The organism is Aeromonas sp. SCS5 (assembly GCF_001887375.1).
Lineage (GTDB): Bacteria > Pseudomonadota > Gammaproteobacteria > Enterobacterales > Aeromonadaceae > Aeromonas > Aeromonas jandaei.
Genome location: NZ_LFCS01000001.1, coordinates 91,149 through 117,733, shown reverse-complemented (window position 1 = coordinate 117,733; position 26,585 = coordinate 91,149). Strand labels below are relative to the sequence as shown.

The following is a 26,585-nucleotide window of genomic DNA, read 5'->3' as shown; positions in this document are numbered from 1 at the left end:
TTTATCACTCGTTGGGTTCAACATTTTCTACCCTGGCCTTGAGTTTCTGGCCAGGCCGGAAGGTCACCACGCGACGGGCACTGATAGGAATATCTTCGCCTGTCTTGGGGTTACGTCCAGGACGCTGATTCTTCTCACGAAGGTCAAAGTTACCGAAGCCTGAGATTTTGACTTGTTCACCACGCTCAAGCGCTTGTCTGATCTCTTCAAAGAAGGCTTCCACCATATCTTTGGCTTCACGCTTGCTCATCCCGAGCTGGGTGAACAGGTGCTCTGCAATGTCGGCTTTGGTAAGCGCCATAGATCAATCCCTCAAGGATGCATTCAACTCTTCACCAAGGGCCCGCACGACATTGTCTACGGTCTCGGCAATCTCTTTCTCCTCCAGGGTGCGCTGGGTATCTTGCAGAACAAGACTGATGGCCAGGCTCTTCTTGTCCTCAGCCATACCAGCACCCTGGTATACGTCAAACAAGTTTATTCCAACTACCTGATTTCCGCCAACTTTTTTAATTACTGCCAGAACATCCCCTGCCAGAACCTGACGATCAACCACCACGGCGATGTCACGACGGTTAGCCGGGAACTTGGATACTTCGGCAGCAACCGGCACTTTGGCCGGGGTCAGCTTGTCCAGCTCCAGTTCGAACATGACGGCGCGGCTCTTCAGACCCAGCTTCTTCTCGAGGCTCGGGTGGATCACGCCAATGTGACCAATCACCACGCCATTGCGCAGAATGGCGGCGCTCTGACCCGGGTGCAGGGCACTGTGCTCGGCACGCTCGAAGGTGAAGGTGGCCCCTTCGGCGGTCAGATCCAGCACAGCTTCAAGATCCCCTTTCAAATCAAAGAAATCGGCTGCGCGAGTTTTGATGTCCCAGTGCTCGTCGCTCTGGTTGCCGGTGATGATACCGGCCAGCATCGGCTCCTGACGGATGCCGTTCTCGGCATTCTCGTCCTTGATGAAGCGCAGACCCTGCTCGAACAGGCGCACGCGCGGCTGCTGACGGTTCTGGTTGTAAACCACGGCCTGCACCAGACCCGGGAACAGAGAGACGCGCATGGCGGACATCTCGACCGAAATCGGGTTGGGCAGCACGATGGCGTCGCTCTGCGGGAACAGGGTTTGCTGAGCCTTGGGATCGACGAAGCTGTAGGTGATCGCTTCCTGGAAGCCGCGGTCAACCAGCAGGTCGCGCACGCGCTTCAAGGTCACCTGCCCTTCTGCCTGCTCCACCATCGCCAGAGAGGCGGCGGGTTTCAGGTTCGGGATGTTGTTGTAGCCGTAGATACGGGCCACTTCCTCGATGAGGTCTTCCTCGATGGCGATGTCGAAACGCCAGGAGGGCGCCAGCGCGGTCCAGCCGTCAGCGTCAACGGTTACCTGCATGCCCAGACGGGTCAGGATCTCGACCACCTGAGCATCTGCCACGCTGATACCGATCACCTTGTCGAGCTTGGTGCGACGCAGCTTGATAGGTGCCGCTTTCGGCAGATGAGCATCGGATTTGACCTCGATGACCGGACCGGCTTCGCCGCCGCAGATATCCAGCAGCAGGCGGGTAGCACGATCCATCACCTTGGCCTGCAGCTCCGGATCCACCCCGCGCTCGAAGCGGTGGGAAGAATCGGTGTGCAGACCGTAGGCACGGGCACGGCCGGTGATGGAGAGCGGTGCGAAGAAGGCGCACTCCAGCAGGATGTCGGTAGTGGTCTCGGAAACACCGGTGCGATTGCCACCGAAGATACCTGCCATGCAGGCTGGGCCTTTGGCATCGGCAATCACCAAAGTGCTCTCTTTGAGCTTCACCTCGTTGCCGTCGAGCAGGGTCATCGGCTCGTCAGCGTGGGCACGGCGCACCACCAGTTCCCCTTCCAGCTTGGCCAGATCGAAGGCATGCATCGGCTGCCCGTATTCCAGCAGCAGGTAGTTGGTGATGTCGACGATGGCATCGATAGAACGAATGCCGCCACGACGCAGCTTCTCCTGCATCCAGAGCGGGCTCTGGGTCTGCAGGTTCAGCCCCTTGATGACTCTGCCCAGATAACGGGGACAATCTGCTGGCGCTTCAACCCGGATCGGGAAGGTGGCATCGATGGTGGCAACCGCCGGCGCCCAGGTCGGCTCGACTACGTCAACGCTGTTGAGCACGCCGATTTCACGGGCCAGACCCGCGATGCCGAGGCAATCGGCACGGTTCGGGGTCAGATCCACATCGATGCTGACGTCATTGAGTGCGAGGTATTCGCGGATATCGGTCCCGATGGGTGCATCCAGCGGCAGCTCGATGATGCCATCGGCTTCGACGTCGATACCCAGCTCGCTGAAGGAGCAGAGCATGCCGTGGGACGGCTGGCCACGCAGCTTGGCTTTCTTGATGGTGAAATCACCCGGCAGGGTCGCCCCTACTTTGGCCACACACACTTTCAGGCCCTGACGGCAGTTCGGCGCGCCGCAGACAATGTCCAGCAGCTCGGCTTCACCCACGTTGACCTTGGTCACCCGCAGTTTGTCGGCATCCGGGTGCTGGGCGCACTCGACCACTTCACCCACCACAACGTTGTTGAACTGGCCAGCCACCGCTTCCACGGCGTCCACTTCCAGACCGGCCATGGTGATCTGCTCGGCCAGTGCATTGTCACTCAACTCGGTGCGGACCCACTCCATCACCCAGGATTTACTGAATTTCATGTTCTCTCGCCCTTACTTGAACTGCTTGAGGAAGCGCAGGTCGTTTTCGAAGAAGGCACGCAGGTCGTTGACCCCGTAACGCAACATGGTCAGGCGCTCAACGCCCATGCCGAAGGCAAAGCCGGAGTATTTTTCCGGATCGATACCGACCGAACGCAGTACATTCGGGTGCACCATGCCGCAACCCAGCACTTCCAGCCACTTGCCGTTCTTGCCCATCACGTCCACTTCAGCGCTCGGCTCGGTGAACGGAAAGTAGGAAGGACGGAAGCGAATAGTCAGATCTTCCTCGAAGTAGTTGCGCAGGAAATCGTGCAAAATGCCCTTCAGCTCGGTAAAGCTGGCATGCTCGTCAACCAGCAGACCTTCAACCTGATGGAACATCGGGGTGTGGGTCATGTCGTAGTCGTTACGATAGACGCGGCCCGGCGCGATGATGCGGATCGGCGGTTGCTGATGTTCCATGGTGCGGATCTGCACACCGGAGGTGTGGGTACGCAGCATCAGATCAGGATTGAAGTAGAAGGTGTCGTGATCGGTACGCGCCGGATGGTGAGCCGGAATATTCAGCGCATCGAAGTTGTGGAAACCATCTTCAATCTCGGGACCACGGGCAACCTTGAAGCCCATCTCGCCAAACAGGCGCTCGATACGCTCGATGGTGCGGGTCACCGGGTGCAGACCGCCATTCTCGATGCGGCGGCCCGGCAGGCTGACGTCGATGGTCTCGGCAGCCAGCTTCTGATTCAGCACAGCGATTTCGAGGGCTTCACGACGCTCGTTCAGGGCATCCTGAACCTGCTGTTTGGCCTGGTTGATCACGGCGCCCGCGGCGGGACGCTCTTCAGCGGACAAGGCACCCAGGCCCTTCATCTGCTCGGTAAAAAAGCCCTTTTTACCCAGATATTTGACCCGGATTTCGTCGAGGGCGGCGATGTCGCTTACGCCCTCAATTTCGGCTCTGGCTTGGCCGACTACTTCTTCAAGCTGTTGCATGTCTTCCTCGTCACCACTCCCGGTACAGGAGCCTTTAGGCTAAATAAGGTCAAGAGGGGAATAATACAAAAAAAGCCCCTTCGCTGACCATAGTTAAGGCGCCCTTTTCTCCCTAGAAATCATTTTGTTATATCAAGTGAGTCTCGAATTCCCCCTACCCTTGTTCCAAATAGTGTTATCAACACCAAGTTTGTTGGCATATATACGCCCTATGAAGTCGTGTCGTATAGGTCCATCCGACCTTATGAGCATGAGCGTGGAAGCCAATGGATCGCCGTCAAACACAAAGAAATACAGAGGCTCCACATACCAGGTAGAGTTCCCACTACCCGACATCTGGTCTGCGGTCTTGTATCACGGTTCTGACGCTGGCGCGGGTCACTGCTGATGTGTCCATAGGACGAATCAGGGTGATAGATACTATACAACCCGACAGTTAACCCGATAATCGCTTATAAAGGGCATCACCCCCCTCCCCTGTTTGGCTACTCCAATACGATCACGGGAAAGACCTGCTATAAACCACAAAATATAAACGTTGATTATCTGTCGGAGACGCTATGAGATCTACCTCCAATAAAAAGAGATGATGCCGATGACTCAACATCATCTCTTGTATTATTTTATTTAAAATAACAAAGCGAGTTAATAACTCTCGTTATATCCGAGCAAATTAAATTATGCATCCTTTGCCAAAAGATATTTGATCAATTGGGTGAACTGCTCTTGTGAGTTGATAGACTCAATCTTTAGCATATACTTGCCGTTGACGATAAATGTCGGGGTACTACGAATATTATATTTCTCTGTGTTACGATCGAACTGACTTACCATGGATGAAACTGCAAAGCTATCAACCGTTTTATCAAATGCCTCTACCTGTACGCCATTCTCTACAAAGAGCTTTTTAATATCATCACGATTTTGTGGAGCTTGGCGCTGTACCTGGATTTTATGAAAGAGTGATGGAGTTAACTTGCTTTCAACATTAAGTAGTGTTGAGGTTGCATAAGCCCGTTGCATCTCTTGGGCCATATCGCGCCCAAAAAAAGCGACCGGATTCTTCCTGATCGCTACCTCTTTGGGGAGGTCATGTTGTAACTGCTCAACGATGGGTTCAAATTTCGCACATGGCGGGCAGTAGTAAGAGAAAAACTCCAATACCTCTGGTTGAGCAGTAGCTGTTTGCTTGAGGACATCATAGTTGACCCCCTCTTTGAACTCTGGAGCCGCATTAGCGCAGGGAAGCATAACGATAGCAGCAAGGATCAAAAGAATTTTTTCATAAAACTTCCAGTTGATGGTCAGACAAAAATTTCATTATAGGAATTTCGACCTTGCTAAAAGCTGAACAAACATCAGCTCTTGTTACAAGAATTCCAATACATATGAGAACAATAGTTCATTAATTTTAAAACAAACTTATCAATATTAAAGTTAAAATGTAAAATCTGTTCTTACCTCAATGTTATCTTATTGGAAATTTCAGCATCAATATAACACCAAAACCCCGCAGATTCTGGACTTTTAACCCTAGTGGTTATTAAACAATGCAAAGAATAGTTTTAGGTATAACTATATATAACTAGGATAGGCACCAAGATGAATATTGATGAAAAATCGCAAAGGCAGCGTAACTATAAGTTACGAAAAAATTATTACGCTAGATAGATAAGATCAAACTTGATTTATAATTTTGAATTAATAATTTCAATTTTATTTAGTTTACTAGTGAATATATATACTGAAATCAAATATTACACCGACAAAAAAGGAGGCCTGAACCTCCTTTATTTTTTATAACAGAGCTGGATTAGACCAGAGCTGCTTTAGCTTTTTCAACCAGGGCGGTGAAAGCCAGCTTGTCGTGAACGGCGATATCGGACAGGATCTTGCGATCGATCTCGATAGAAGCCTTCTTCAGACCGTTGATCAGACGGCTGTAGGACAGACCGTTCTGACGGGCAGCAGCGTTGATACGCGCAATCCACAGTTGACGGAACTGACGCTTTTTCTGGCGACGGTCACGGTAGGCATACTGACCAGCTTTGGTTACCGCTTGTACCGCTACGCGGTAAACACGGGAACGGGCGCCGTAGTAACCCTTGGCGGCTTTCATTACTTTCTTGTGACGAGCACGAGCAGTCACACCACGTTTAACTCTTGGCATTTTTCACATCCCCCCTTATGCGTACGGCAGACAAGCGACAACACGTTTGTGGTCGGCAGCGGAAACAAAGAACTTCGGTCCCAGCTGACGCTTACGCTTACTGCTCTTCTTGGTCAGGATGTGACGCAGGTGGTTGTGCTTGCACTTGAAGCGACCTGAGCCAGTCTTCTTGAAGCGCTTTGCGGCGCCCCGGTTGGTTTTCATCTTCGGCATTTCATACTCCGCATTGTGAGTGACAACAAAATCGCAAGGCGAACCGACTCATGGGGCGAGCCCCATGAGTCAATTTCTTGTGGGCCTTAAGATTTCTTCTTAGGTGCGAGAACCATCACAGCTTGACGGCCTTCGACTTTCGGGAACGATTCGACTACGGCCAACTCTTCCAGATCGTTCTTGACGCGCTCCAGAACCTTGATACCAAGTTCCTGGTGTGCCATTTCACGACCACGGAAGCGCAGGGTGACCTTAGCCTTGTCCCCGTCTTCCAGAAAGCGAACCAGGTTGCGTAGTTTTACCTGATAGTCGCCTTCGTCAGTGCCAGGACGGAATTTGATTTCCTTGACCTGGACGACTTTCTGCTTTTTCTTCTGTTCTTTGGTGGTTTTGCTCTTTTCGTAGAGGAATTTGCCGTAATCCATGATCCGGCAAACGGGCGGCTCAGCGTTCGGACTGATCTCGACCAGATCCACTTCGGCCTCAGCGGCCAAGTTCAGTGCTTCCTGGATAGAAACGATGCCAAGTGCTTCGCCATCCAGACCAGCCAAACGAACTTCTTTCAGACGGATCTCTTCATTGATCCGGTGAGCGCGGGCTTGCGGTTGCTTGCCCAGTTTTTTTCCGCCTTTTATAGCTTATTCCTCCACTTTCTTTTGTCCGCGGGTCTGAACTTCCTGGGTCAACAGAGCGATGAACTCTTCAACAGGATAAGTGCCCAGGTCAGCCCCTTTACGAGTACGTACTGCAATCTGGCCGGCTTCAACTTCTTTATCGCCACAGACCAGCATGAAAGGTACTCGTTTCAAAGTATGCTCGCGGATTTTAAAGCCAATCTTCTCATTTCTCAAGTCCGCTTTTGCACGAAGGCCCGCATCATTCAATGCTTTGGCTACTTTCACTGCATATTCGGCCTGATTGTCGGTGATATTCATGACCACTGCCTGGGTCGGAGCCAGCCAAGCCGGGAACAGGCCTGCGTACTCTTCAGTCAGGATACCGATAAAGCGCTCGATGGAGCCCAGAATCGCACGGTGGATCATGACTGGCACGTGGCGCTCGTTATTTTCACCTACATAGGTGGCGCCCAGACGGCCCGGCAGGGCAAAGTCGAGCTGCACGGTACCACACTGCCACGCACGATCAAGACAATCGTGCAGGGTAAATTCGATCTTCGGACCGTAGAAGGCACCTTCACCCGGTTGCAGATCGTATTTCAGACCGTTGAGCTCCAGCGCTTCCGCCAGTGCCTGCTCGGCACGATCCCACATTTCGTCGGAGCCGATACGCTGTTCCGGACGAGTGGAGAGCTTGACCACGATGTTCTCGAAGCCAAAGGTGCCGTAGACGTCATAGACCATGCGAATACAGCCGGAGACCTCTTCCATGATCTGCTCTTCAGTACAGAAGATGTGCGCGTCATCCTGAGTGAAGCCGCGCACCCGCATAAGACCGTGCAGGGAGCCTGACGGTTCGTTACGGTGGCAAGAACCAAACTCGGCCATACGCAGCGGCAGATCACGATAGGATTTCAGACCCTGGTTGAAGATCTGGACGTGACCCGGGCAGTTCATCGGCTTGATGGCGTACTCGCGGTTCTCGGACTGGGTGGTGAACATGGCCTGGGCATATTTCTCCCAGTGACCTGAACGCTCCCACAGGACGCGGTCCATCATGAACGGACCTTTCACTTCCTGATAGTCGTACTCTTTGAGCTTGCCGCGGATGAAGGTTTCCAGCTCACGGAAGATGGTCCAGCCATCGTTGTGCCAGAACACCATGCCCGGCGCCTCTTCCTGCATGTGATACAGGTCGAGCTGCTTGCCGATCTTGCGGTGGTCACGCTTGGCGGCTTCTTCCAGACGCTGCAGATAGGCCTTGAGCTGTTTCTTGTCAGCCCAGGCAGTACCGTAGATACGCTGCAGCATCTTGTTGTTGGAGTCACCACGCCAGTAGGCGCCGGACATCTTCAGCAACTTGAAGTGGTGGCAGTGACGCATGTTGGGCACGTGCGGGCCACGACACATGTCGATGTACTCTTCGTGATGATAAAGACCGGGCTTGTCATCACGGGCAATGTTCTGATCCAGGATTTCAACCTTGTAGGTCTCGCCACGGGCAGCGAACACGTCGCGCGCTTCCTGCCAGGAGACCTTTTTCTTGATAACGTCGTAATCCTTGGCTACCAGCGCCAGCATGCGCTCTTCCAGGGCAGCCAGATCTTCATCGGTCAGGGTTCGGTCAAGATCAACGTCATAGTAGAAGCCGTTGTCGATGACGGGACCGATGGCCATCTTGGTCTGGGGCCAGAGTTGCTTGATAGCGTGACCCAGCAAGTGGGCGCAGGAGTGGCGCAGAATGTCCAGACCTTCTTCGTCTTTGGCAGTGATGATGGCCAGCGAGGCATCGGCTTCGATCAGCTCGCACGCATCCACCAGTTCACCGTTTACCCGACCGGCAATGCACGCCTTGGCGAGACCGGGACCGATGTCCGCAGCCACATCCATGACGGAAACAGAGTGGGCAAATTGACGTTGGCTGCCGTCAGGCAGAGTAATGATTGGCATTATATGTTTCCTTATACAGTGGTGACCCCTACCAAAGGTCACATGCGGGATGGAAAAGAGATTCAAAAAGGTGATGTTCTGGTTCTCCACAGCACTTTGCGAAGACGGCCCGCCATCCGAACGAAAGGTTCAAGGTGACAAACCAAGCCAAAACGGCCCCATGCTACCAGAAGTAACCGTGGCTGTATCGGGTTTGATGAGATTTTCTACAGTTAAATGAGATGCTTGCCGACTATTCACCAAGCAGCGGCTGCCAGTTGAAGTCAAAATCGCTGGCCCCCTCCTCGGCCAGGGCCAGTTGTTGCAGCACGTGAAGCGCCAGTTTGTTCCCCTTTTGCGCTGCCTGATAGAGCCACTGTTTCCCCTGCGAGAGATCGACACGCCCGCTCGCCCCCATCAAATGGAGCACCCCGACTTTCAGCATCGCCGGCACATCGCCATTGCGGGCGGCAAGATCCATCCAGTGAAAGGCTTCGCGCAGATCCCGCTTCACCCCGGCGCCGCGCAAATAGGCGTCCGCCAACCGGTATTGGCCGAAGGGATCGCCTGCCTGCGCCGACTGGCGATAGAGCGTGATGGCCCGATTGATATCCTGCTCGCTCCCCTGCCCCACTTCATGGCTCCAGCCCATCAGCGCCTGTGCCCTTGGTTGCCCTTGCTCGGCCAGCGGCGACCAGATCCGGGTTGCCTCATCAAAATGGCCGGTTCGCCAGGCACGGTTGGCCGATGCCAGCTCCTGCTCCGTGGTGAGCGGAACAAGCCGCCAGATAACCAGGGCGATCAGCGCAATGAACAGCCAGCGAGTCGTGGTTGGGCTCATATCGATTTCCGTGATCCAGTTCGCACTTTGTTTATGTAAACGAAATGTAGCCGCCGGATCAAGCCAGAGATGCCCTGTCGATGCAATTTAAAGTCGGGTAGTAAGAAAGAGACTTGTCTTTGGTGAGCGATGATCTCAAAATAACTGTATACACATACAGTAAAGATGAAATTCATGGCCGGACGAGGCAGCAACCACAATATCGACCACCGTTTCAACGGCCCGAGGATCGAGACGGTCGACGATGGCTGGCACTCTTCCGATTGGGATGCCGCCTTCACAGCCTCTGCCCCCGGCACAGAAGTACGCGAAATAGAGGCCCGCAGCATTATCAGTTACAACAGCTCGCCGGATGTGCCCTTTGGCCGCTCCATCAACCCCTATCAGGGGTGCGAACACGGCTGCATCTATTGCTATGCAAGGCCCAGCCACGCCTATCTGGAGCTCTCCCCGGGCCTCGATTTCGAAACCAAACTGTTTGCCAAGCTCAATGCAGCCGAGTTGCTGCGCCGGGAGTTTGCCAAACCGGCGTATCAGCCACAGAGCATCGTCATCGGCGCCAATACCGACCCCTACCAGCCTGTTGAGCAGCGCTATCGTCTCACCCGTCAACTGCTGGAAGTGATGCTGGCCCATCGCCATCCAGTGGGGCTTATCACCAAAAGCGCCATGATATTGCGCGATCTCGACTTGCTGAGCGAACTCGCCACAGAAGGGCTCTGTCAGGTGATGGTGTCGGTGACAACCTTGAACGAAACCCTGAGGCGACAACTGGAGCCCCGAGCAAGCACGGGCGCCGGTCGCTTGAAAGTGGTCGAGAAGCTGGCCAGCGCCGGGGTACGGGTTGGTGTGCTGGCAGCCCCGATGATCCCGCGGCTCAATGAACCCGAGCTGGAGCAGATCATCAAATCGGCGGCCAACGCTGGCGCCTGTTGCGCCGATTATATCCTGCTGCGCTTGCCTCACGAGCTGGCCCCGCTGTTCAGTGACTGGCTGGATGAGCACTATCCCGGCCAGAAGGAGGCAATTCTGAACCAGCTGCGGGCCAGCCGCGGTGGCGGGCTCAACAGTGCAGCCTTTGGCACGCGGATGCGTGGTGAGGGACACTTTGCCGACCTGTTGTCCCAGCGCTTTCGCCTGATCAGCAAGCGGCTGGGTCTTGGCAAACGCCATGTTCAATTAAGGGAGGATCTCTTTATCCGCCCAGGCGAACAGCTGACACTCTTCTAAAAAGCCAAGGGCTGCGACGTAACATGCAAGCCTTCAGGATGCGCGCTCATCCCTGCCCTGCTCCAACAGTTCTGCCGGGAGTCGTGACGGCTCATGGGCAACTTCCAGCGACTCTTCACCACGGGTTGGCAACTCTGCTTCACCCCATACCCGACTCCACCAGATCTCCCAGGTTATCCAACTGGTCATATGCAGCTCCTGTGCGGTCAATGTGAACCACGCTGAGTGTGATGTCAGGATGCATCATTCGCCGGACAAGATAACCCGCTGTGATGACAAGCCAGTGACAAACAAATTACTAAAAAACGTCACCTCGGCAGCATAGCAACCAGAACCATTGAAATCTGAAACTGCTCACAACTTCAGCGAACTCACCTTGAAATCCATCACAAATCCACCGGAATGCGATTGCGATTGACCCTGGTTGTGCCAAAGCTGCTCTGCCCATTTCAGGCATAGTCACAACAACAAGAAAGGGAAATAACAATGAAACACACAGCGGGAATGCTGGCGATCGCAGGTATGCTAATCGCCCCCTTGGCGCACGCCGATGTCATACTGCACGCCTTCAACTGGAAGTACAGTGAAGTGACCGCCAAAGCTGATCTCATCAAGAGTGCCGGCTATAAACAGGTGCTCATCTCACCGCCACTGAAGTCTTCGGGCAACGAGTGGTGGGCCCGTTACCAACCCCAGGATCTGCGCCTTGTCGACTCCCCCCTTGGCAACAAGCAGGATCTCGAGCAGCTGATCGCCGCCATGAAGGCGCGAGGTATCGCCGTCTACGCCGATGTGGTGCTCAATCACATGGCCAACGAAAGCTGGAAGCGCAGCGATCTCAACTATCCCGGCAACGAGCTGCTGCAGAGCTACGCCAGCAACCCCAGCTACTTCGAGCGCCAGAAACTGTTTGGCGATCTGGGACAAAACTTCCTCTCCGGTCAGGATTTTCATCCGGAAGGGTGCATCACCGACTGGAACAATCCGGGCCATGTCCAGTACTGGCGGCTGTGCGGTGGACCCAGTGACAAGGGCTTGCCGGATCTTGACCCGAACAACTGGGTGGTGAGCCAGCAGCAGGCCTACCTGCAGGCACTCAAGGGGATGGGAATAAAGGGCTTTAGGGTCGATGCGGTCAAGCACATGAGTGATTACCAGATCAACGCCATCTTCACCCCCGAAATCAAGCAGGGGATGCACGTCTTTGGCGAGGTGATCACCACGGGGGGCGCCGGCAACAGCGACTATGAAAACTTCCTCAAGCCCTACCTCGACAGCAGCGGTCAGGGCGCCTATGACTTCCCGCTCTTTGCTTCCCTGCGCGGCGCCTTCAGTTACGGTGGCAGCATGAACCTGCTGGCCGATCCGGGTGCTTATGGTCAGGCACTGCCTGGCAGCCGTGCGGTCACCTTCGCGGTCACCCACGACATCCCCACCAATGACGGCTTCCGCTACCAGATCCTGAACCAGACAGACGAGTCGCTGGCCTATGCCTACCTGCTCGGGCGCGATGGTGGCTCGCCACTGGTCTACTCCGATCATGGCGAAACCCGAGACAAGGATGGCTTGCGCTGGCAGGACTACTACCAGCGCGCCGATCTCAAGGGGATGATCCGCTTCCACAACGCGGTTCAGGGCCAACCGATGCAGCTGATCGGCAGCGACAACTGTTTCGTACTGTTCAAACGCGGCAAACAGGGGCTGGTTGGTATCAACAAATGCGGGCAGGAGCAGGAGTACTGGCTCGATACCGCCAAGTACGAGATGAACTGGTATCGAAACTACCGGGATGTGCTCGATCAGAATGCGGTGGTCAAGGTGCAAAGTCAGTGGGTACGGCTGGCGATCCCTGCTCGCAGCGCCAGAATGTGGCTGCAGGAGTAATGATGATGCCCCGGCATCGCGGGCCCAAGTGAAGAAAACATCCAAACGAAGAAAATAAAAGAGCGACCGCAAGGTCGCTCTTTTTATCTGCTGCAGCAAGGGGGGAACGATTACTCGTCGCCCGCCTCGCCATCAACGGAACCGGCGGCGTCTGCTGCGGTATCAGTGCCTTCGGACACCTCACCCTCAGCAACCACTGCATCGGTCTCGTCTTCATCGCTTTCGGCGATACGCTGCAAACCGACTACGGTTTCATCTTCACCGGTACGGATCAGACGCACACCACCGGTGTTGCGACCGATAATGCTCACCTCGGCCACACGGGTACGCACCAGAGTGCCGCCGTTGGTGATCAGCATGATCTGATCGGTCTCTTCAACCTGGATGGCATCGATGACCTTGCCGTTGCGATCGTCCACCTTGATGGAGATAACGCCCTGGGTACCACGGCTCTTGGTCGGGTACTCATCGAGTGCGGTACGCTTGCCGTAACCGTTCTCGGTGGCGGTGAGGATGGCACCTTCGCCGCGCGGAACGATAAGGGAAACCACCTTGTCGCCAGCAGCCAGCTTGATACCACGAACACCGGCGGCGGTACGGCCCATCGGACGCACGCCCTTGAAGGTACCCTTGCTTTCAGTGCCTTCGCCGTTGTCGCTGCCATCATCGTCGTTGCCGGCATCGTCGTCGGTTTCGACCTCATCGCTGGCATCCGCATCGGCGCGACCGCTGCCTTCAGCGAAGCGAACAACCTTGCCCGCATCAGAGAAGAGCATGATCTCGTTGCTGCCATCGGTGATATCCACCCCGATCAGCTCATCGCCCTCTTTGAGGTTGATGGCACGGATACCGGAGGAGAGCGGACGGCTGAAGTCGGAGAGACTGGTCTTCTTCACGGTACCGTTGGCGGTCGCGAAGAACACATACTTCTCGGCATCATACTCCTTGACCGGCAGAATGGCGGTGATGCGCTCACCCTCTTCCAGCGGCAGCAGGTTGATGATGGGACGACCACGGGCGCCACGGGACGCTTCCGGCAGCTGATAAACCTTGAGCCAGTAGACCTTGCCGCGGGTAGAGAAGCACAGAATGGTATCGTGGGTGTTGGCCACCAGCAGACGCTCGACGAAGTCCTCTTCCTTGATCCGGGTCGCGGACTTGCCCTTGCCGCCACGGCGCTGAGCTTCGTAATCGGAGAGCGGCTGATACTTCACGTAACCCTGGTGGGACAGAGTCACCACCACGTCTTCCGGGGTGATCAGATCTTCGATGTTGATCTCGGCACTGGACATGCTGATTTCGGTACGACGCTCGTCGCCATACTGGTCGCGCACGGCCAGCAGCTCATCGCGGATCACTTCCATCAGACGAACCGGGCTCGCCAGGATGTGCAGCAGCTCGGCGATGAGATCCAGCAGCTCCTGATACTCTTCCAGGATCTTCTCGTGCTCAAGGCCGGTCAGCTTGTGCAGACGCAGGTCAAGGATGGCCTGTGCCTGCTGCTCGGTCAGGTAGTAGTAACCGTCGCGAATGCCGAACTCGGGCTCCAGCCACTCGGGGCGCGCCGCGTCGTCACCCGCTTTTTCCAGCATGGCAGCGACGTTGCCGAGCTCCCAGCCCTTGGCAACCAGGCCCGCTTTCGCGTCAGCCGGGGTGGCACTGTGACGGATCAGTTCGATAACCGGATCGATGTTGGCCAGCGCAACCGCCAGACCTTCCAGGATGTGCGCCCGATCCCGCGCCTTGCGCAGTTCGAACACGGTCCGGCGGGTCACCACTTCGCGGCGGTGCAGCAGGAACGCATCCAGGATCTCTTTAAGGTTCATCACCTTGGGCTGGTTGTTATCGAGCGCCACCATGTTGATGCCGAACGTGGTCTGCATCTGGGTGTGCTTGTAGAGATTGTTCAGCACAATCTCGCCGGACTCGCCGCGCTTGATCTCGATAACGATGCGCATACCGTCCTTGTCGGACTCGTCGCGCAGGGCACTGATACCTTCGATCTTTTTGTCTTTGACCAGCTCGGCGATCTTCTCGATCAGACGCGCCTTGTTCACCTGATAGGGAATTTCGTGAACGATGATGGTCTCGCGACTGGTCTTTTCGTCCACTTCCACTTCAGCCTTGGCCCGCACATAGATGGAGCCACGACCGGTACGGTACGCCTGCACGATGCCGGAACGACCGTTGATAATGCCACCAGTGGGAAAATCCGGGCCGGTGATGTAGGTCATCAGCTCGTCAATGGTGAGGTCGCCGTTTTCGATCAGCGCCAGGCAGCCGTTGACAATCTCGGTGAGGTTGTGAGGCGGAATGTTGGTCGCCATGCCCACCGCAATACCGGAAGAGCCGTTGACCAGCAGATTGGGAACCTTGGTGGGCATGACAGCCGGGATCATCTCGGTGCCGTCATAGTTCGGCACCCAGTCCACGGTCTCTTTGTCCAGATCGGCCAGCAGCTCGTGGGAGATGCGTGCCATCCGCACTTCGGTGTAACGCATGGCCGCGGCGCTGTCGCCATCGACCGAACCGAAGTTGCCCTGACCGTCGACCAGCATGTAGCGCATGGAGAAATCCTGCGCCATCCGGACGATTGTGTCATACACAGCGCTATCGCCGTGCGGGTGATATTTACCGATTACGTCACCGACCACACGGGCCGATTTTTTATAGGGCTTGTTCCAGTCGTTCCCCAGCTCGTTCATTGCATACAGAACGCGGCGGTGAACCGGTTTCAAGCCATCACGCACATCCGGCAGAGCTCGTCCTACGATCACGCTCATGGCGTAATCAAGATAGGAACTCTTGAGCTCTTCTTCGATGTTGACCGGCGTGATCTCTCTGGCCAGATCGCTCATAGAAAGCCTTAATCCCTAATTAGTTGTTCTTTGGCTTAAACAGCGCGACATGGTAACACACCAAGGCGGATTCCTTAAGCCACAAATCGGGCTGGTTTGACAAAGTCCGTCCGTTATAATGCCCGCCAGGACAATAGATTGCGCGCGAGTGACCGGCTCTGCGCGCCCTGCCACAGGATCTTCGATAAATGAACAGTGACGCCAATGTCGACCTGACCGAAATCGCCAAATTTGAAGCCATCGCCTCTCGCTGGTGGGACATGGAGGGGGAGTTCAAGCCCCTGCACCAGATCAATCCGGTGCGCCTTGACTGGATAACCAACAAGAGCGGCGGCCTGTTTGGCAAGCGCGTGCTCGACATCGGCTGTGGCGGCGGCATCCTCGCCGAGAGCATGGCGCGCCGCGGGGCACAGGTGACCGGTATCGACATGGGCAAGGAGCCCCTTGGCGTCGCCCGCCTGCACGCCCTGGAGCAGGGGGTCGAGCTCGAGTACCGCCAGATCACTGCCGAAGCACACGCTGAAGAAGCACCCGGCCAGTATGATGTGGTCACCTGCATGGAGATGCTGGAGCACGTGCCTGACCCCGCTTCTGTGCTGCGCGCCATCGCCACCCTGGTGCGCCCGGGTGGCCGGGTGTTCGTCTCCACCATCAATCGCAACCCCAAATCCTATCTGATGATGATCCTTGGCGCCGAGTACCTGATGAAGATGGTGCCCAAGGGGACTCACGACCATAAAAAGTTCATCATGCCCGCCGAACTCTGTCGCATGGGTGAAGCCGCAGGCCTGTTGGTGCGCGACATGAGCGGCGTCCACTATGCGCCACTCTCCAACAGCTTCCGGCTCGGTCGCAACGTCGACGTCAACTATATGGTGGAGTTCATCCGCCCGGAGCACGGCTGATGAGCACCTCTCACCCGCAGCCCCTTGGCTGCGTGCTGTTCGATCTGGACGGCACCCTGCTCGACACGGCGCCGGATCTGGGCGCCGCCGTCAATCACGTGCTGATAAGCGAAGGCTTTGCGCCGCTTTCTGACGAGATCATTCGCCAGACCACCTCCCACGGCGCCCTCGGGCTGCTCAGGGCGGGACTAGGCGAGGATCTGCTGGAAGAGCTGGGGGCTACCCGCCTGCGCAGTGCCCTGCTCGACTACTACTCAGCCAATCTCTGCGTCGGCACCCGCCCCTATGAGGGGATGGTGGATCTCATCGAGTGGCTCGACGAGAAGCAGCTGCCCTGGGGCATCGTCACCAACAAGCCGGCTTTTCTCACTGAACCTCTATTGGCCGCTTTGCCGGAACTGGCCAGCTGCGGCGTTACCGTCAGTGCCGATACCCTGCCGGTACGCAAGCCCGACCCAGCCCCCATGTATTTTGCCTGCGAGAAGCTTGGGGTCGAAGCGAGCCACTGCCTCTATGTGGGGGATCATGTGCGTGACATCGAAGCGGGCCGCAACGCTGGCATGCGCACTGCGGTCGCTGGCTGGGGCTATCTGAACGATAACGAGAATCCCGCCGAGTGGGGCGCCGATCTGCACTTTGATACCGTGCAGGCGCTGCACCACTGGCTGCGCTACGAGCTGGGCTGAAACTGCCGGTCGTGACGTTGCAAGAGTTGGGGCATCAAAGGTTGATGCCCTTTTTTACGGCCTTCTCCTGTCCCCGACAGCTAACGAGAAGAGAGCGTAGGTGGATCACCAAGGCAACTTTAACCGTCGCAAAGAGTCCATATGACAACCTTGCTCCCGTTTCGCTGAGGCAACTGTCAACAAGCAGACCGAGAAAGTGCGCTTCACATTTTGCAGTGACAACCGAGCGCTGGACAGCTTTTGTCCCTTGTTGGGCAAGGGATAATCAGCAGGCGTTTGCTAGTAAAAAGGCCCCCTTTTCGCAAGCAAAAAAAGTTATTTAAATTTTCCATCTTCGATCGGGAGGCTTGCATTTGACGAAGCGGACGAATGAAAACCCGCTCACTGTGAGCAACCACTAACAGAGACAACAACACCCACAATTTATCCACAGCAAGCCAGTTATCCACACATTGCAATGCGCAGTCGACCTCACTATCTTGTAGCTCGACATCAAAATAACACTATATCTTGTGATTCATCGCACAATAGTTACCCAACAACTGCACCGGCCCGTTCTCCTGTGACCGCCAGCAGCCGGGTGGCGTGCGATGGTTTTTCGGGAATCAACTAAAGGTCATCAGCCAATGAACTTGTTTGTGACGAAGCGTAACGGACACAAAGAACCCATCGATCTGGATAAAATTCACCGCGTGCTGGACTGGGCCGCCGAGGGGCTCGACAACGTGTCGGTCTCCCAGGTAGAGCTCAAGTCCCACATCCAGTTCTATGACGGTATCCGTACCGCCGACATTCACGAAACCATTATCAAGGCAACGGCTGACCTCATCTCCGAGCAGACTCCGGACTACCAGTACATGGCAGCCCGTCTGGCCATCTTCCACCTGCGCAAGAAGGCCTACGGCCAGTTCGAACCGCCCCACCTCTACCAGCACGTGGCTCGTCTGGTGGACATGGGCAAGTACGACAAACACCTGCTGGAAGACTACACCCAGGCCGAATTCGAAGAGCTGAACGCGCACATGGATCACTGGCGCGACATGAACTTCTCCTACGCGGCGGTCAAGCAGCTGGAAGGCAAGTATCTGGTACAAAACCGCGTCACCGGCGAGATCTACGAGAGCCCGCAGTTCCTCTACATCCTGGTAGCGGCCTGCCTCTTCTCCAAGTATCCGAAAGATACCCGTCTGGACTACATCAAGCGCTTCTATGATGCGGTCTCGACCTTCAAGATCTCCCTGCCGACCCCGATCATGAGCGGCGTGCGCACCCCGACCCGTCAGTTCAGCTCCTGTGTACTGATCGAGTGCGACGACAGCCTGGACTCCATCAACGCCACCGCCAGCTCCATCGTGCGTTACGTTTCCCAGCGCGCCGGTATCGGCATCAACGCCGGCCGTATCCGCGGTCTGGGCAGCCCGATCCGTGGCGGCGAAGCGTTCCACACCGGTTGCATCCCCTTCTACAAATACTTCCAGACTGCCGTGAAGTGCTGCTCCCAGGGCGGCGTGCGCGGCGGTGCGGCGACCCTGTTCTACCCGCTGTGGCACACCGAAGTGGAAAGCCTGCTGGTGCTGAAGAACAACCGCGGCGTGGAAGAGAACCGTGTCCGTCACATGGACTACGGCGTGCAGATCAACAAGCTGATGTACCAGCGCCTCATCAAGGGCGGTGACATCACCCTGTTCTCCCCGTCCGATGCGCCGGGTCTGTACGATGCCTTCTTTGCCGATCAGGACAAGTTTGAAGAGCTCTACGTCAAGTACGAGCAGGATCCTGCCATTCGCAAGAAGACCCTCAAGGCAGTCGATCTCTTCTCCCTGATGATGCAAGAGCGTGCCGGTACCGGTCGCATCTACATCCAGAACGTCGATCACTGCAACACCCACAGCCCGTTTGATCCGAGCGTGGCGCCGGTACGCCAGTCCAACCTCTGTCTCGAGATTGCGCTGCCGACCAAGCCGCTCAACAACATCGACGACGAGAACGGCGAGATCGCCCTGTGCACCCTCTCCGCCTTCAACCTGGGTGCCATCGACAAGCTGGAAGATCTGGAAGAGATGGCCGATCTGGCCGTGCGTGCCCTCGATGCCCTGCTCGACTATCAGGACTACCCGATTGCCGCCGCCAAGCGTGGCAGCATGGGTCGTCGTACTCTGGGGATTGGCGTCATCAACTACGCCTACTACCTGGCCAAAAACGGTGCCCGCTACTCTGACGGCTCCGGTCTGGCGCTGACTCACCGCACCTTCGAGGCGATCCAGTACTATTTGCTGAAAGCCTCCGTGCAGCTGGCCCGTGAATTCGGCCCCTGCCCGCTGTTTGGCGAGACCACCTATGCCCAGGGCATCCTGCCGATCGACACCTACAAGAAGGATCTGGATGCGCTGTGCAACGAGCCGCTGCATCTGGATTGGGAAAGCCTGCGCGAAGAGATCAAGTCTGTTGGCCTGCGCAACTCCACCCTGACCGCCCTGATGCCGAGCGAGACCTCCAGCCAGATCTCCAACGCCACCAACGGCATCGAGCCGCCGCGCGGTCTGGTGTCGGTCAAGGCCTCCAAGGACGGCATTCTCAAACAGGTGGTGCCCGAGTATGATCGCCTGAAAGATCAATACGAACTGCTCTGGAAGCAACCGAGCGTCGACGGCTACCTGCAGCTGGTCGGTATCATGCAGAAGTTTGTGGATCAGGCGATTTCCGCCAACACCAACTACGACCCGGCCCGTTTCGAAGGCAACAAGGTGCCGATGAAGCAGCTGCTGAAGGACTTGCTGACCGCCTACAAATACGGCCTCAAGACCCTCTACTATCACAACACCCGTGATGGTGCGGACGATGCCCAGACCGATCTGCAAGATGACGGTTGCGCTGGCGGGGCTTGCAAAATCTAAGTCACGGCAAGATCTGATAACCGGGCGGGAGCGACAAGCTCCCGCTCTCCTGTTTTCTCCATACAGACATTCTGGTAACCATGGCCTATTCAACTTTCTGCCAAACCCAAAACGACCAGCTCAAAGAGCCGATGTTTTTTGGCCAATCGGTCAACGTAGCCCGTTATGACCAGCAAAAGCACGAAGTGTTCGAGCGGCTGATCGAAAAACAACTCTCCTTCTTCTGGCGCCCGGAAGAGGTGGATGTGTCCCGTGATCGCATCGACTATCAGGCCCTGCCCCCCCACGAGCAGCACATCTTCATCTCCAACCTGAAGTACCAGACCCTGCTGGACTCCATTCAGGGTCGCAGCCCCAACGTGGCGCTGCTGCCGCTGGTCTCCATTCCGGAGCTGGAAACCTGGATCGAGACCTGGGCGTTCTCCGAGACTATCCACTCTCGCTCCTACACCCACATCATCCGCAATATCGTCAACACCCCCGCCCAGGTGTTCGACGACATCGTGACCAACGAGCAGATCCTGAAGCGCGCCGGCTCCATCAGCCACTTCTACGACGACCTGATCGAAGCGACCGCCCTCTACAACCTGCACGGTGAAGGGACCCATACTGTCGCTGGCCGCGAGGTGACCATCACCTTGCGCGAGCTCAAGAAGAAGCTCTATCTCTGCCTGATGAGCGTCAACGCGCTGGAAGCGATCCGCTTCTACGTCAGCTTCGCCTGCTCCTTTGCCTTCGCCGAGCGCGAGCTGATGGAGGGCAACGCCAAGATCATCAAAATGATCGCCCGCGATGAGGCACTGCATCTGACCGGTACCCAGCACATGCTGAACCTGATGCGCAGCGGTCAGGACGACCCCGAGATGGCCGAGATCGCCGCCGAGTGCGAACAGGCCTGCTTCGAGCTGTTCAAAGAGGCGGCCATTCAGGAGAAAGAGTGGGCCGAGTACCTGTTCCAGGGCGGCTCCATGATCGGCCTGAACAAGGACATCCTCTGCCAGTACGTCGAGTACATCACCAACCTGCGGATGGCCGCCGTCGGTCTGCAGCCAGCCTTTGCCGGCACCAAGCAGAACCCGATCCCCTGGATCAACACCTGGCTGTCGTCCGACAACGTGCAGGTCGCTCCGCAAGAGGTGGAGGTAAGCTCCTATCTGGTGGGTCAGATCGACAGCGAAGTGAATGCCGACGATCTGGGCGATTTCGAGCTGTGAGTGACGCCACCAACACGCTGACCCCTGCCCCACACTCGCCTGCCGAACAGCAGGCGGGACAGACACCACGGGTACATACCCGGGATGGCGTGCTGCACGCTCATCCCGGCGAAAGCGTGCTGGAAACCCTGGAACGCCACGGCCATCGGGTCGAGTTCCAGTGCCGCAGCGGCTATTGCGGTGCCTGCCGCACCCCGCTCATCGCGGGCAAGGTGCACTACCCCAATGTGCCGCTCGCCTTTGTCTCCCAGGGGGAGTGTCTCCCCTGCTGCTGCAAGCCGGTCGGCGCCATCAAGCTGGATATTCAGAAACGCTGATCCCGCTTGCAGCACCTCGTGCGCAGCCAAAGAGAGCAAAACAAAAAGCCGCCGGATTGCTCCGGCGGCTTTTTTAGATCCATCTCGATGCCTACTCGATACCTAAGTGGGCTGCTGGCTGCTCAACCTGCCAGCACAGACATTACAACCAGGGCGCGGCAGTCGGCCCGTGATGCAGACCCAGCTTCCAGACCCGGCCGAAGTGCTTGTAGTGACCCGCTGCGACACCGGCCTTCTCGCCCATGCCGTGATAGAGGTCGAGGTGGCCCTTCTTCACCGCGCCGCCCACATCCAGCGCAATCAACAAACGCAGCTGATGTTTGCCGGTCCAGTTGCCCTCTTTGTCGAGCAACGGCACTTCGGCGAGGATCGGGGTACCCATCGGCAACAGGGTCTTGTCGGCAGCAACGGCCGCCATCGGCAGCAGCGGAATACCGGCAGCGCCGATCACATCGTTGGTCGGACGGCGCTCGAAGAAGACATAGGAGGGGTTCTGCTCCACCAGCTCCTTGACGCTCTCCTCCGGCTGGCGGCTAGCCCAATCCTTGATGGCTTTCATCGACATCTGCTCTTTGGGCACTTCACCGCGGTCGATCAGCACCCGGCCGATACTCACGTAACCGTGACCGTTCTTGCCGCTGTAGCCCAGATATTGCAGCCGATCCTCATCGCCATAGTGAACGAAACCGGAACCCTGCACATCCATCAGGAAGTTGTCGATAAGGGATTTGCTGTAACCCAGCTCCAGCCCGCGGTTGGCCAGCGCCCCCTGATGGATCTGGGCCCGGGTCGGACAACGGCTGCCACAGTTGGGCATGGCATAGATGGGATATTTGTACTTGGCATCGGGACGACGACGCACCTCCAGCACCGGCGAGTAGTAGCCGGTGAAGAGCACGTTACCCATCCGATCCGCCCCGCCCAGCTGGGCCAGGCTGATACCGTAACGGGTGATGTCGGCAGGGTTGCCGCCATTGGCCACCCAGCGGGAGAGCTTGTGGTAGAGCTCACCATAACGGCGATTCATCTTGCCGGAGCGCTCCAGCACCAGCCGACTCTGCGGGCCAAACTTGCTGTAATCGGCTCGCGCACGGCTATTGACCCGCTCAACCCTGACCAGCTCCCCCGGCAAGGTGCCGTCCAGATACTGCTTGCCCAGATTTACTGGCACCTCGCAGTTAAGGAAACATCTGTTGTCGGTCTGTTTTTGGGGCACCTGATTTTGCTCAGAGTTGCCTGCACACCCGGCCAGACCCAGCACCACGGCGGTCAGCCAGTACGCGTGTTTATTCATATGTCCTCATATAACGCCAATAGCCATGCTCGGCGGGGAAGATGCCAAATTTGCAGGGGGAAAGCAAATGACATCAATCACTTGAAGAGGGATTTCGCCAAAGGTGACAGCTGGGTTATAACAAGGTGACAGGATGTGCGAGGTGATGGATGGAACAGCTCGAGATCTTCCCGCTGCAGAGCCCCTGCATCGGGGTCTGCGAAGTGAACAACAAGGGCTACTGCAAAGGGTGTTTGCGCAGCCGCGAAGAGCGTTTCAACTGGCTCGCCATGACCCCCGCCCAGCAGCAGGATGTAATGCGTCTGTGCCGCGCCCGCAAGGCGCGGGTCGAAGCCGCCCGCCGCAAAGCACAGGAAGGAGCTCAACCCGAGCAGCCAGAACAACCGGGCTGGGATTTTTGATCTTCTCTTGGTCTGTTACCCGCTTTCACTTCTCCTTTCTGCCACCCTTGCCAGCTCGCTGAACGCCACAAACAGGTGGTAGAAGGTGCTGGCTGGGGCATGGGTTGTCAGCGGCTGACCGGTGACATCGACCTGATCGACCCATTGGCCGGGCAAGGCTGGCGTCAGGTAGTAGTGGAAGATCTGCCTCACCACCTCGCCAATCTGACGGGCAATCTCTGAGTCCCCTCGCCGTTCGTAGGCCGCCAGCAGCGCCTTGAGATGTTCGGTCTGGCACCAGAGCCGACTGGTCGCCCGATGGGGCTGTCCGTCATCGGTAAGCTCATCCATCACCAGCCCGGTCGGCCCGTGGCCGTGAGCGGTGGCAAAGCTGTTCAGGATGGCGATCCCCTCATCTATCTCGCGCTCACTCGGCCCACACGCCCATCCTTGTGCCAATGCCCGGTAACGGGCCAGCAGCCAGCACCACTCGTAGTGATGACCCGGATCGATCAGGTGCGAATCGGGATGAGTCGGGAGAAGCCGTTCATCGAAAAACTCCCGCAGCAAGATGGGCTCCAGAAAGTGCTGGAGAAACAGCTTGTAGATCTGATGGGCACGTACTTGCCAGCAGGGATCATCAAAGCTCTCGGCCGCCACCAGCAGTGCTTCGAAAAGATGCATATGGGGGTTTTGGCTGCGCAGCGAACCGGCTGGCCAGCTGGAGTGAAACCCGCCATACACAGGATCGGCAAAAAGCTGCACGATGGCCTGATAGCGCGACTCGGCCTGCTGCTGCCAGCACGGCTCGCCGCTCAAACGGTAGAGCCAGCATTCGGCCAGCAGGGCAAAGGCGTATTCGTAGCAGCACACCGCACTGTCGGCAGGAGAACCATCGGCATTAAGGGAAAACAGCTGGTTGCCGGCACCATCATCAAAATGCCTCATGCCGAACCTGGCGCAGCGCTCTGCCAACTCGCCTCCCTCATACCAGCCGAGCAGGGCTGCGTGGCTGAACACATAGATCTGCCGGCTCTGCACCCGACATCGGGTGGGTTGCCAGAGGGGCTCGCCAGCACCATCCAGCCCTTCGGCAAACAGCCCCCGTTCCCAATCAAATCCGCTTGCCCGCCAGTGAGGCAGCGCCTCCTCCACCAGCCAGCGTCGGCAGCGCTGTGCCGCCTCTCTTATCTCGTCATGCATCTCATCACCTCGCACATCTATCCAGCCCACGATCCAGTTCATGAAAAAGGGAGAGCCTCGCTCTCCCGTTATTTGCTCTCATTCTCCAAATCGGCCTAGAAGAGACCGATGGCGACCCCGACAAAGGCCACTACCAGTAACCCCAGCATTGCCTTGACCGGCGAGACATTGCGTCTGGCCATCAGATACCAGGTGCCCAGCACCACCAGCAGTGGCATCAGTTTGGGGAAGATGCCATCCAACATGGCCTGTACCTGAATATTGACCCCGTCCGAGGTAACAAAATCGAGCCCGGTGGAGAGGTTGACATAACTGGCGGCCACCCCGCCCATCACAAAGACCCCGAGCAGGGAGAGCGCCTCGCGCAGTTTGACCGACTCCGAACTCACCAGCGCCTCCACCGAGCCGGTTCCCATCCGGTAGCCCTTCATAAACAGCATGTAGGAGCCGGTGATGACGATGGCGTTGAAGCTGATGATATAAAAGAGCGGCCCCAACACGCTGCCGCCGGCGGCCAGCGCCATGCCGATGCTGAGCAAAATGGGCACCAGCATGCCCGGGATCATGGAGTCCCCGATCCCGGCGATGGGCCCCATCAGCCCCACTTTCAGGGTGTTGATGGTCTCGCCATCGATCTTCTCTCCGTTAGCCCGCTTCTCCTCAAGTCCCACCGCCAGCCCGTTGATGATGGCGCCAATCTGGGGCTCAGTGTTGTAGAAGGAGGCATGGCGTTTCATCGCCTCCATCCTCTCCACCTTGCCGGGATAGAGCTTCTTGAGTGCCGGCATCATGCCAAGGCAGAAACCGAACGATTCGAGGCGCTCGAAGCTCATGGAGGATAGGTTGTACATCATCCACGAACGCCAGCAGGCACGCAGATCCTTGGGAGTGAGAGCCACCGGCGCATTGTTCACCGGCTGGCCCGCTTGCAGCTTTGCGTCCATCAGAATTCATCCTCATCATCGGTTTGGGTGGCAGCACGGGCAGCTACTGCAGGGCGAGATTCCGGCTTGTAGTTGTAGTGGATGAGCGCAAGCAGGGCACCGATCATCACCAGCCCTACCATGTTGAGCTTGAGAAAAACGATGCCGACAAAGCCCACCAGAAAATAGATCAGCATGCTGCTCTGCTTGATGATCTGCTTGAGCAGGATGGCAATGCCGACCGCCGGCAGAATGCCGCCCACCACCGTCATGGTGCGGATCACAAGCTCAGGCAGGCTGTTCATGAAGCCTTCGATGTACTGGTTGCCAAAATAGACGGCGATAAAGGTGGGCACGAAACGCAGTACGAAGTTGCTGACCTGCGGGAAGATCGCGCTGTTGAGATAAACCCCCTTTTCATCCCCCTGCTCCAGCGCCACGTCGGCTCTGTGGTTCCAGTAGGAGTTGAAGACCATCATGAAGTTGAAGAGGATGGTACCGGCAATGCCGATGGTGGCGGCAATGGCCACGGCAACTGACGGTTCCTTGCCCGACATGACGCCGAGGGCGATGGCCGGAAAGGCGACGAAGTTGAGATCCGCCGGCATGGAACCGCCCGGCGTCACCATGGCGATATAGACCGCCTGCACCGCCACCCCGATAAGGATCCCGGTCTGGATATCACCGAGAATCGCCCCTACCAGCATGCCCGAAACCAGCGGGCGGGTAATGGTGTACCAGCCCCCGGTCAATCCCAGCAGCCAGGGGCTGCTGAGGGCACCGAGATAACAGAGTATCCCGATGAGAGTTGCTTCCAGAAACATGATGTCGGCTCCCTATTTCAGCTTTTTCTGGGCATCTGCCCAGTTGTAGTGGCTGGCGTCCGGCACCAGCCGAAAGTCAATCTCGTGGCCAAGGCTGGCAAGATAGTCAAAAGCGGCGATCTCCTGCGCCGTCACCGACTGGTTGGGGCCTATGGTGGTGGTCTGCTCGCGGGCACTCATGGGCCCCACGTTGATCTTGCCGTTGTGGTTCTCAAGAGAGATGCCGGCGGCGCAGAGCCGCTGCAGGGTGACCGGCGACTTGCCAATCACGAAGTAGCGCTTGTCACTGGCGATCACCTTGGGCAGCTTGGCAATGGCCGTCGCCACGTCGAACAGCCACACCTTGGTGTCCGGCACAGCGCCGATCATCACCTGGGAGAGCAACGGATCGGCCGCCACCTCGTCATCAATCGCGACAATGCCGTCGCAGGGCAGCTCTCTGGCCCAGCGCGTCACCAGCTGGCCATGGATCACCCGATCGTCAATGCGTACAAATGAAATCGCCATCTCGCTCT

General features: G+C 57.0%; 24 protein-coding genes. 8 read left to right on the top strand and 16 right to left on the bottom strand.

The features are described 5' to 3' along the window. Nucleotides 1–4: 4 nt before the first annotated feature. The 9 genes from ihfA to BS300_RS00560 all read right to left on the bottom strand — a co-directional run bounded on the left by ihfA (nucleotide 5) and on the right by BS300_RS00560 (nucleotide 9,458). Nucleotides 5–301, bottom strand: coding sequence for an integration host factor subunit alpha (ihfA, locus tag BS300_RS00600; protein WP_005300715.1), 297 nt, complete (start codon nucleotides 299–301; stop codon nucleotides 5–7). Between the two features lie 3 nt (nucleotides 302–304). Further along, nucleotides 305–2,692 (bottom strand): phenylalanine--tRNA ligase subunit beta, encoded by a 2,388-nt coding sequence (gene pheT / locus BS300_RS00595; protein WP_071910050.1) that lies wholly within the window; start codon nucleotides 2,690–2,692, stop codon nucleotides 305–307. Between the two features lie 12 nt (nucleotides 2,693–2,704). Continuing rightward, nucleotides 2,705–3,688, bottom strand: a complete 984-nt coding sequence (gene pheS, locus BS300_RS00590; RefSeq protein WP_011706167.1) for a phenylalanine--tRNA ligase subunit alpha — start codon at nucleotides 3,686–3,688, stop codon at nucleotides 2,705–2,707. Nucleotides 3,689–4,366: 678 nt separating this feature from the next. Further along, nucleotides 4,367–4,939, bottom strand: coding sequence for a thiol:disulfide interchange protein DsbA/DsbL (locus BS300_RS00585; protein ID WP_071910327.1), 573 nt, complete (start codon nucleotides 4,937–4,939; stop codon nucleotides 4,367–4,369). Between the two features lie 562 nt (nucleotides 4,940–5,501). Continuing rightward, nucleotides 5,502–5,858, bottom strand: a complete 357-nt coding sequence (rplT, locus tag BS300_RS00580; RefSeq protein WP_005300683.1) for a 50S ribosomal protein L20 — start codon at nucleotides 5,856–5,858, stop codon at nucleotides 5,502–5,504. 15 nt (nucleotides 5,859–5,873) lie between these two features. Next, entirely contained in the window at nucleotides 5,874–6,071 is a 198-nt protein-coding gene (gene rpmI, locus BS300_RS00575) for a 50S ribosomal protein L35 (protein WP_005300673.1), read from the bottom strand. 86 nt (nucleotides 6,072–6,157) lie between these two features. Then, nucleotides 6,158–6,688: a translation initiation factor IF-3 gene (gene infC, locus BS300_RS00570; protein WP_156852818.1), complete on the bottom strand. Its 531-nt coding sequence runs from the start codon at nucleotides 6,686–6,688 to the stop codon at nucleotides 6,158–6,160. 21 nt (nucleotides 6,689–6,709) lie between these two features. Further along, nucleotides 6,710–8,638 (bottom strand): threonine--tRNA ligase, encoded by a 1,929-nt coding sequence (gene thrS, locus BS300_RS00565; protein WP_033112468.1) that lies wholly within the window; start codon nucleotides 8,636–8,638, stop codon nucleotides 6,710–6,712. Nucleotides 8,639–8,870: 232 nt separating this feature from the next. Next, complete coding sequence (locus tag BS300_RS00560; RefSeq protein ID WP_042031030.1) at nucleotides 8,871–9,458, bottom strand: tetratricopeptide repeat protein; 588 nt, start codon at nucleotides 9,456–9,458, stop codon at nucleotides 8,871–8,873. 174 nt (nucleotides 9,459–9,632) lie between these two features. On the opposite strand from BS300_RS00560, the gene BS300_RS00555 reads away from it, so the two are divergent. After that, complete coding sequence (locus BS300_RS00555) at nucleotides 9,633–10,688, top strand: PA0069 family radical SAM protein (RefSeq protein WP_071910048.1); 1,056 nt, start codon at nucleotides 9,633–9,635, stop codon at nucleotides 10,686–10,688. 33 nt (nucleotides 10,689–10,721) lie between these two features. Here BS300_RS00555 and BS300_RS21340 read toward each other — a convergent pair whose 3' ends face one another. Further along, nucleotides 10,722–10,877 carry a hypothetical protein gene (locus BS300_RS21340; protein ID WP_167335499.1) on the bottom strand — a complete coding sequence of 52 codons (156 nt, stop codon included), beginning with the start codon at nucleotides 10,875–10,877 and terminating at the stop codon, nucleotides 10,722–10,724. Between the two features lie 297 nt (nucleotides 10,878–11,174). Between BS300_RS21340 and BS300_RS00550 the strand changes: the two genes are divergently transcribed. Continuing rightward, the gene (locus tag BS300_RS00550; RefSeq protein ID WP_071910046.1) at nucleotides 11,175–12,572 is read left to right on the top strand and encodes an alpha-amylase family protein; all 1,398 of its coding nucleotides are present in this window, start codon (nucleotides 11,175–11,177) and stop codon (nucleotides 12,570–12,572) included. A 110-nt stretch (nucleotides 12,573–12,682) separates the two neighbouring features. Here the strand turns inward: BS300_RS00550 and gyrA are convergent, their stop codons facing one another. Then, nucleotides 12,683–15,430: a DNA topoisomerase (ATP-hydrolyzing) subunit A gene (gyrA, locus tag BS300_RS00545; RefSeq protein ID WP_071910044.1), complete on the bottom strand. Its 2,748-nt coding sequence runs from the start codon at nucleotides 15,428–15,430 to the stop codon at nucleotides 12,683–12,685. A 188-nt stretch (nucleotides 15,431–15,618) separates the two neighbouring features. Here gyrA and ubiG point away from each other — a divergent pair, with 188 nt between their 5' ends. The 5 genes from ubiG (at nucleotide 15,619) to yfaE (ending at nucleotide 21,446) form a co-directional block, all read left to right on the top strand. Beyond that, a complete protein-coding gene (gene ubiG, locus BS300_RS00540; protein ID WP_041207838.1) occupies nucleotides 15,619–16,335 on the top strand; it encodes a bifunctional 2-polyprenyl-6-hydroxyphenol methylase/3-demethylubiquinol 3-O-methyltransferase UbiG in 717 nt (238 codons plus the stop codon). Beyond that, nucleotides 16,335–17,021, top strand: coding sequence for an HAD-IA family hydrolase (locus BS300_RS00535; protein WP_071910042.1), 687 nt, complete (start codon nucleotides 16,335–16,337; stop codon nucleotides 17,019–17,021). The genes ubiG and BS300_RS00535 overlap by 1 nt, the downstream gene beginning before the upstream one ends. Nucleotides 17,022–17,647: 626 nt before the next feature. After that, the gene (gene nrdA / locus BS300_RS00530) at nucleotides 17,648–19,915 is read left to right on the top strand and encodes a class 1a ribonucleoside-diphosphate reductase subunit alpha (protein WP_041207840.1); all 2,268 of its coding nucleotides are present in this window, start codon (nucleotides 17,648–17,650) and stop codon (nucleotides 19,913–19,915) included. Nucleotides 19,916–19,995: 80 nt separating this feature from the next. Beyond that, entirely contained in the window at nucleotides 19,996–21,129 is a 1,134-nt protein-coding gene (gene nrdB, locus BS300_RS00525) for a class Ia ribonucleoside-diphosphate reductase subunit beta (protein WP_019445145.1), read from the top strand. Further along, complete coding sequence (yfaE, locus tag BS300_RS00520) at nucleotides 21,126–21,446, top strand: class I ribonucleotide reductase maintenance protein YfaE (protein ID WP_071910040.1); 321 nt, start codon at nucleotides 21,126–21,128, stop codon at nucleotides 21,444–21,446. Before nrdB ends, yfaE begins: the two co-directional genes overlap by 4 nt. A 142-nt stretch (nucleotides 21,447–21,588) precedes the next feature. Here the strand turns inward: yfaE and mltA are convergent, their stop codons facing one another. Beyond that, on the bottom strand, nucleotides 21,589–22,740 hold the full coding sequence (gene mltA / locus BS300_RS00515) for a murein transglycosylase A (RefSeq protein WP_071910038.1): 1,152 nt from the start codon (nucleotides 22,738–22,740) through the stop codon (nucleotides 21,589–21,591). A gap of 149 nt (nucleotides 22,741–22,889) precedes the next feature. Here mltA and BS300_RS00510 point away from each other — a divergent pair, with 149 nt between their 5' ends. After that, nucleotides 22,890–23,141: a DUF1289 domain-containing protein gene (locus tag BS300_RS00510; RefSeq protein WP_071910036.1), complete on the top strand. Its 252-nt coding sequence runs from the start codon at nucleotides 22,890–22,892 to the stop codon at nucleotides 23,139–23,141. 15 nt (nucleotides 23,142–23,156) lie between these two features. On the opposite strand, the gene BS300_RS00505 is transcribed toward BS300_RS00510, so the two are convergent. From BS300_RS00505 to BS300_RS00490, 4 genes are read right to left on the bottom strand one after another with little or no spacing between them, the layout of a single operon-like run. Beyond that, complete coding sequence (locus BS300_RS00505; RefSeq protein ID WP_239693780.1) at nucleotides 23,157–24,365, bottom strand: AGE family epimerase/isomerase; 1,209 nt, start codon at nucleotides 24,363–24,365, stop codon at nucleotides 23,157–23,159. A gap of 53 nt (nucleotides 24,366–24,418) precedes the next feature. After that, nucleotides 24,419–25,267: a PTS system mannose/fructose/sorbose family transporter subunit IID gene (locus BS300_RS00500; RefSeq protein WP_043851918.1), complete on the bottom strand. Its 849-nt coding sequence runs from the start codon at nucleotides 25,265–25,267 to the stop codon at nucleotides 24,419–24,421. Beyond that, nucleotides 25,267–26,070: a PTS sugar transporter subunit IIC gene (locus tag BS300_RS00495; protein ID WP_071910034.1), complete on the bottom strand. Its 804-nt coding sequence runs from the start codon at nucleotides 26,068–26,070 to the stop codon at nucleotides 25,267–25,269. The genes BS300_RS00500 and BS300_RS00495 overlap by 1 nt, the downstream gene beginning before the upstream one ends. Before the next feature lie 12 nt (nucleotides 26,071–26,082). Then, the gene (locus BS300_RS00490) at nucleotides 26,083–26,577 is read right to left on the bottom strand and encodes a PTS sugar transporter subunit IIB (protein WP_071910032.1); all 495 of its coding nucleotides are present in this window, start codon (nucleotides 26,575–26,577) and stop codon (nucleotides 26,083–26,085) included. Nucleotides 26,578–26,585: the final 8 nt, after the last annotated feature.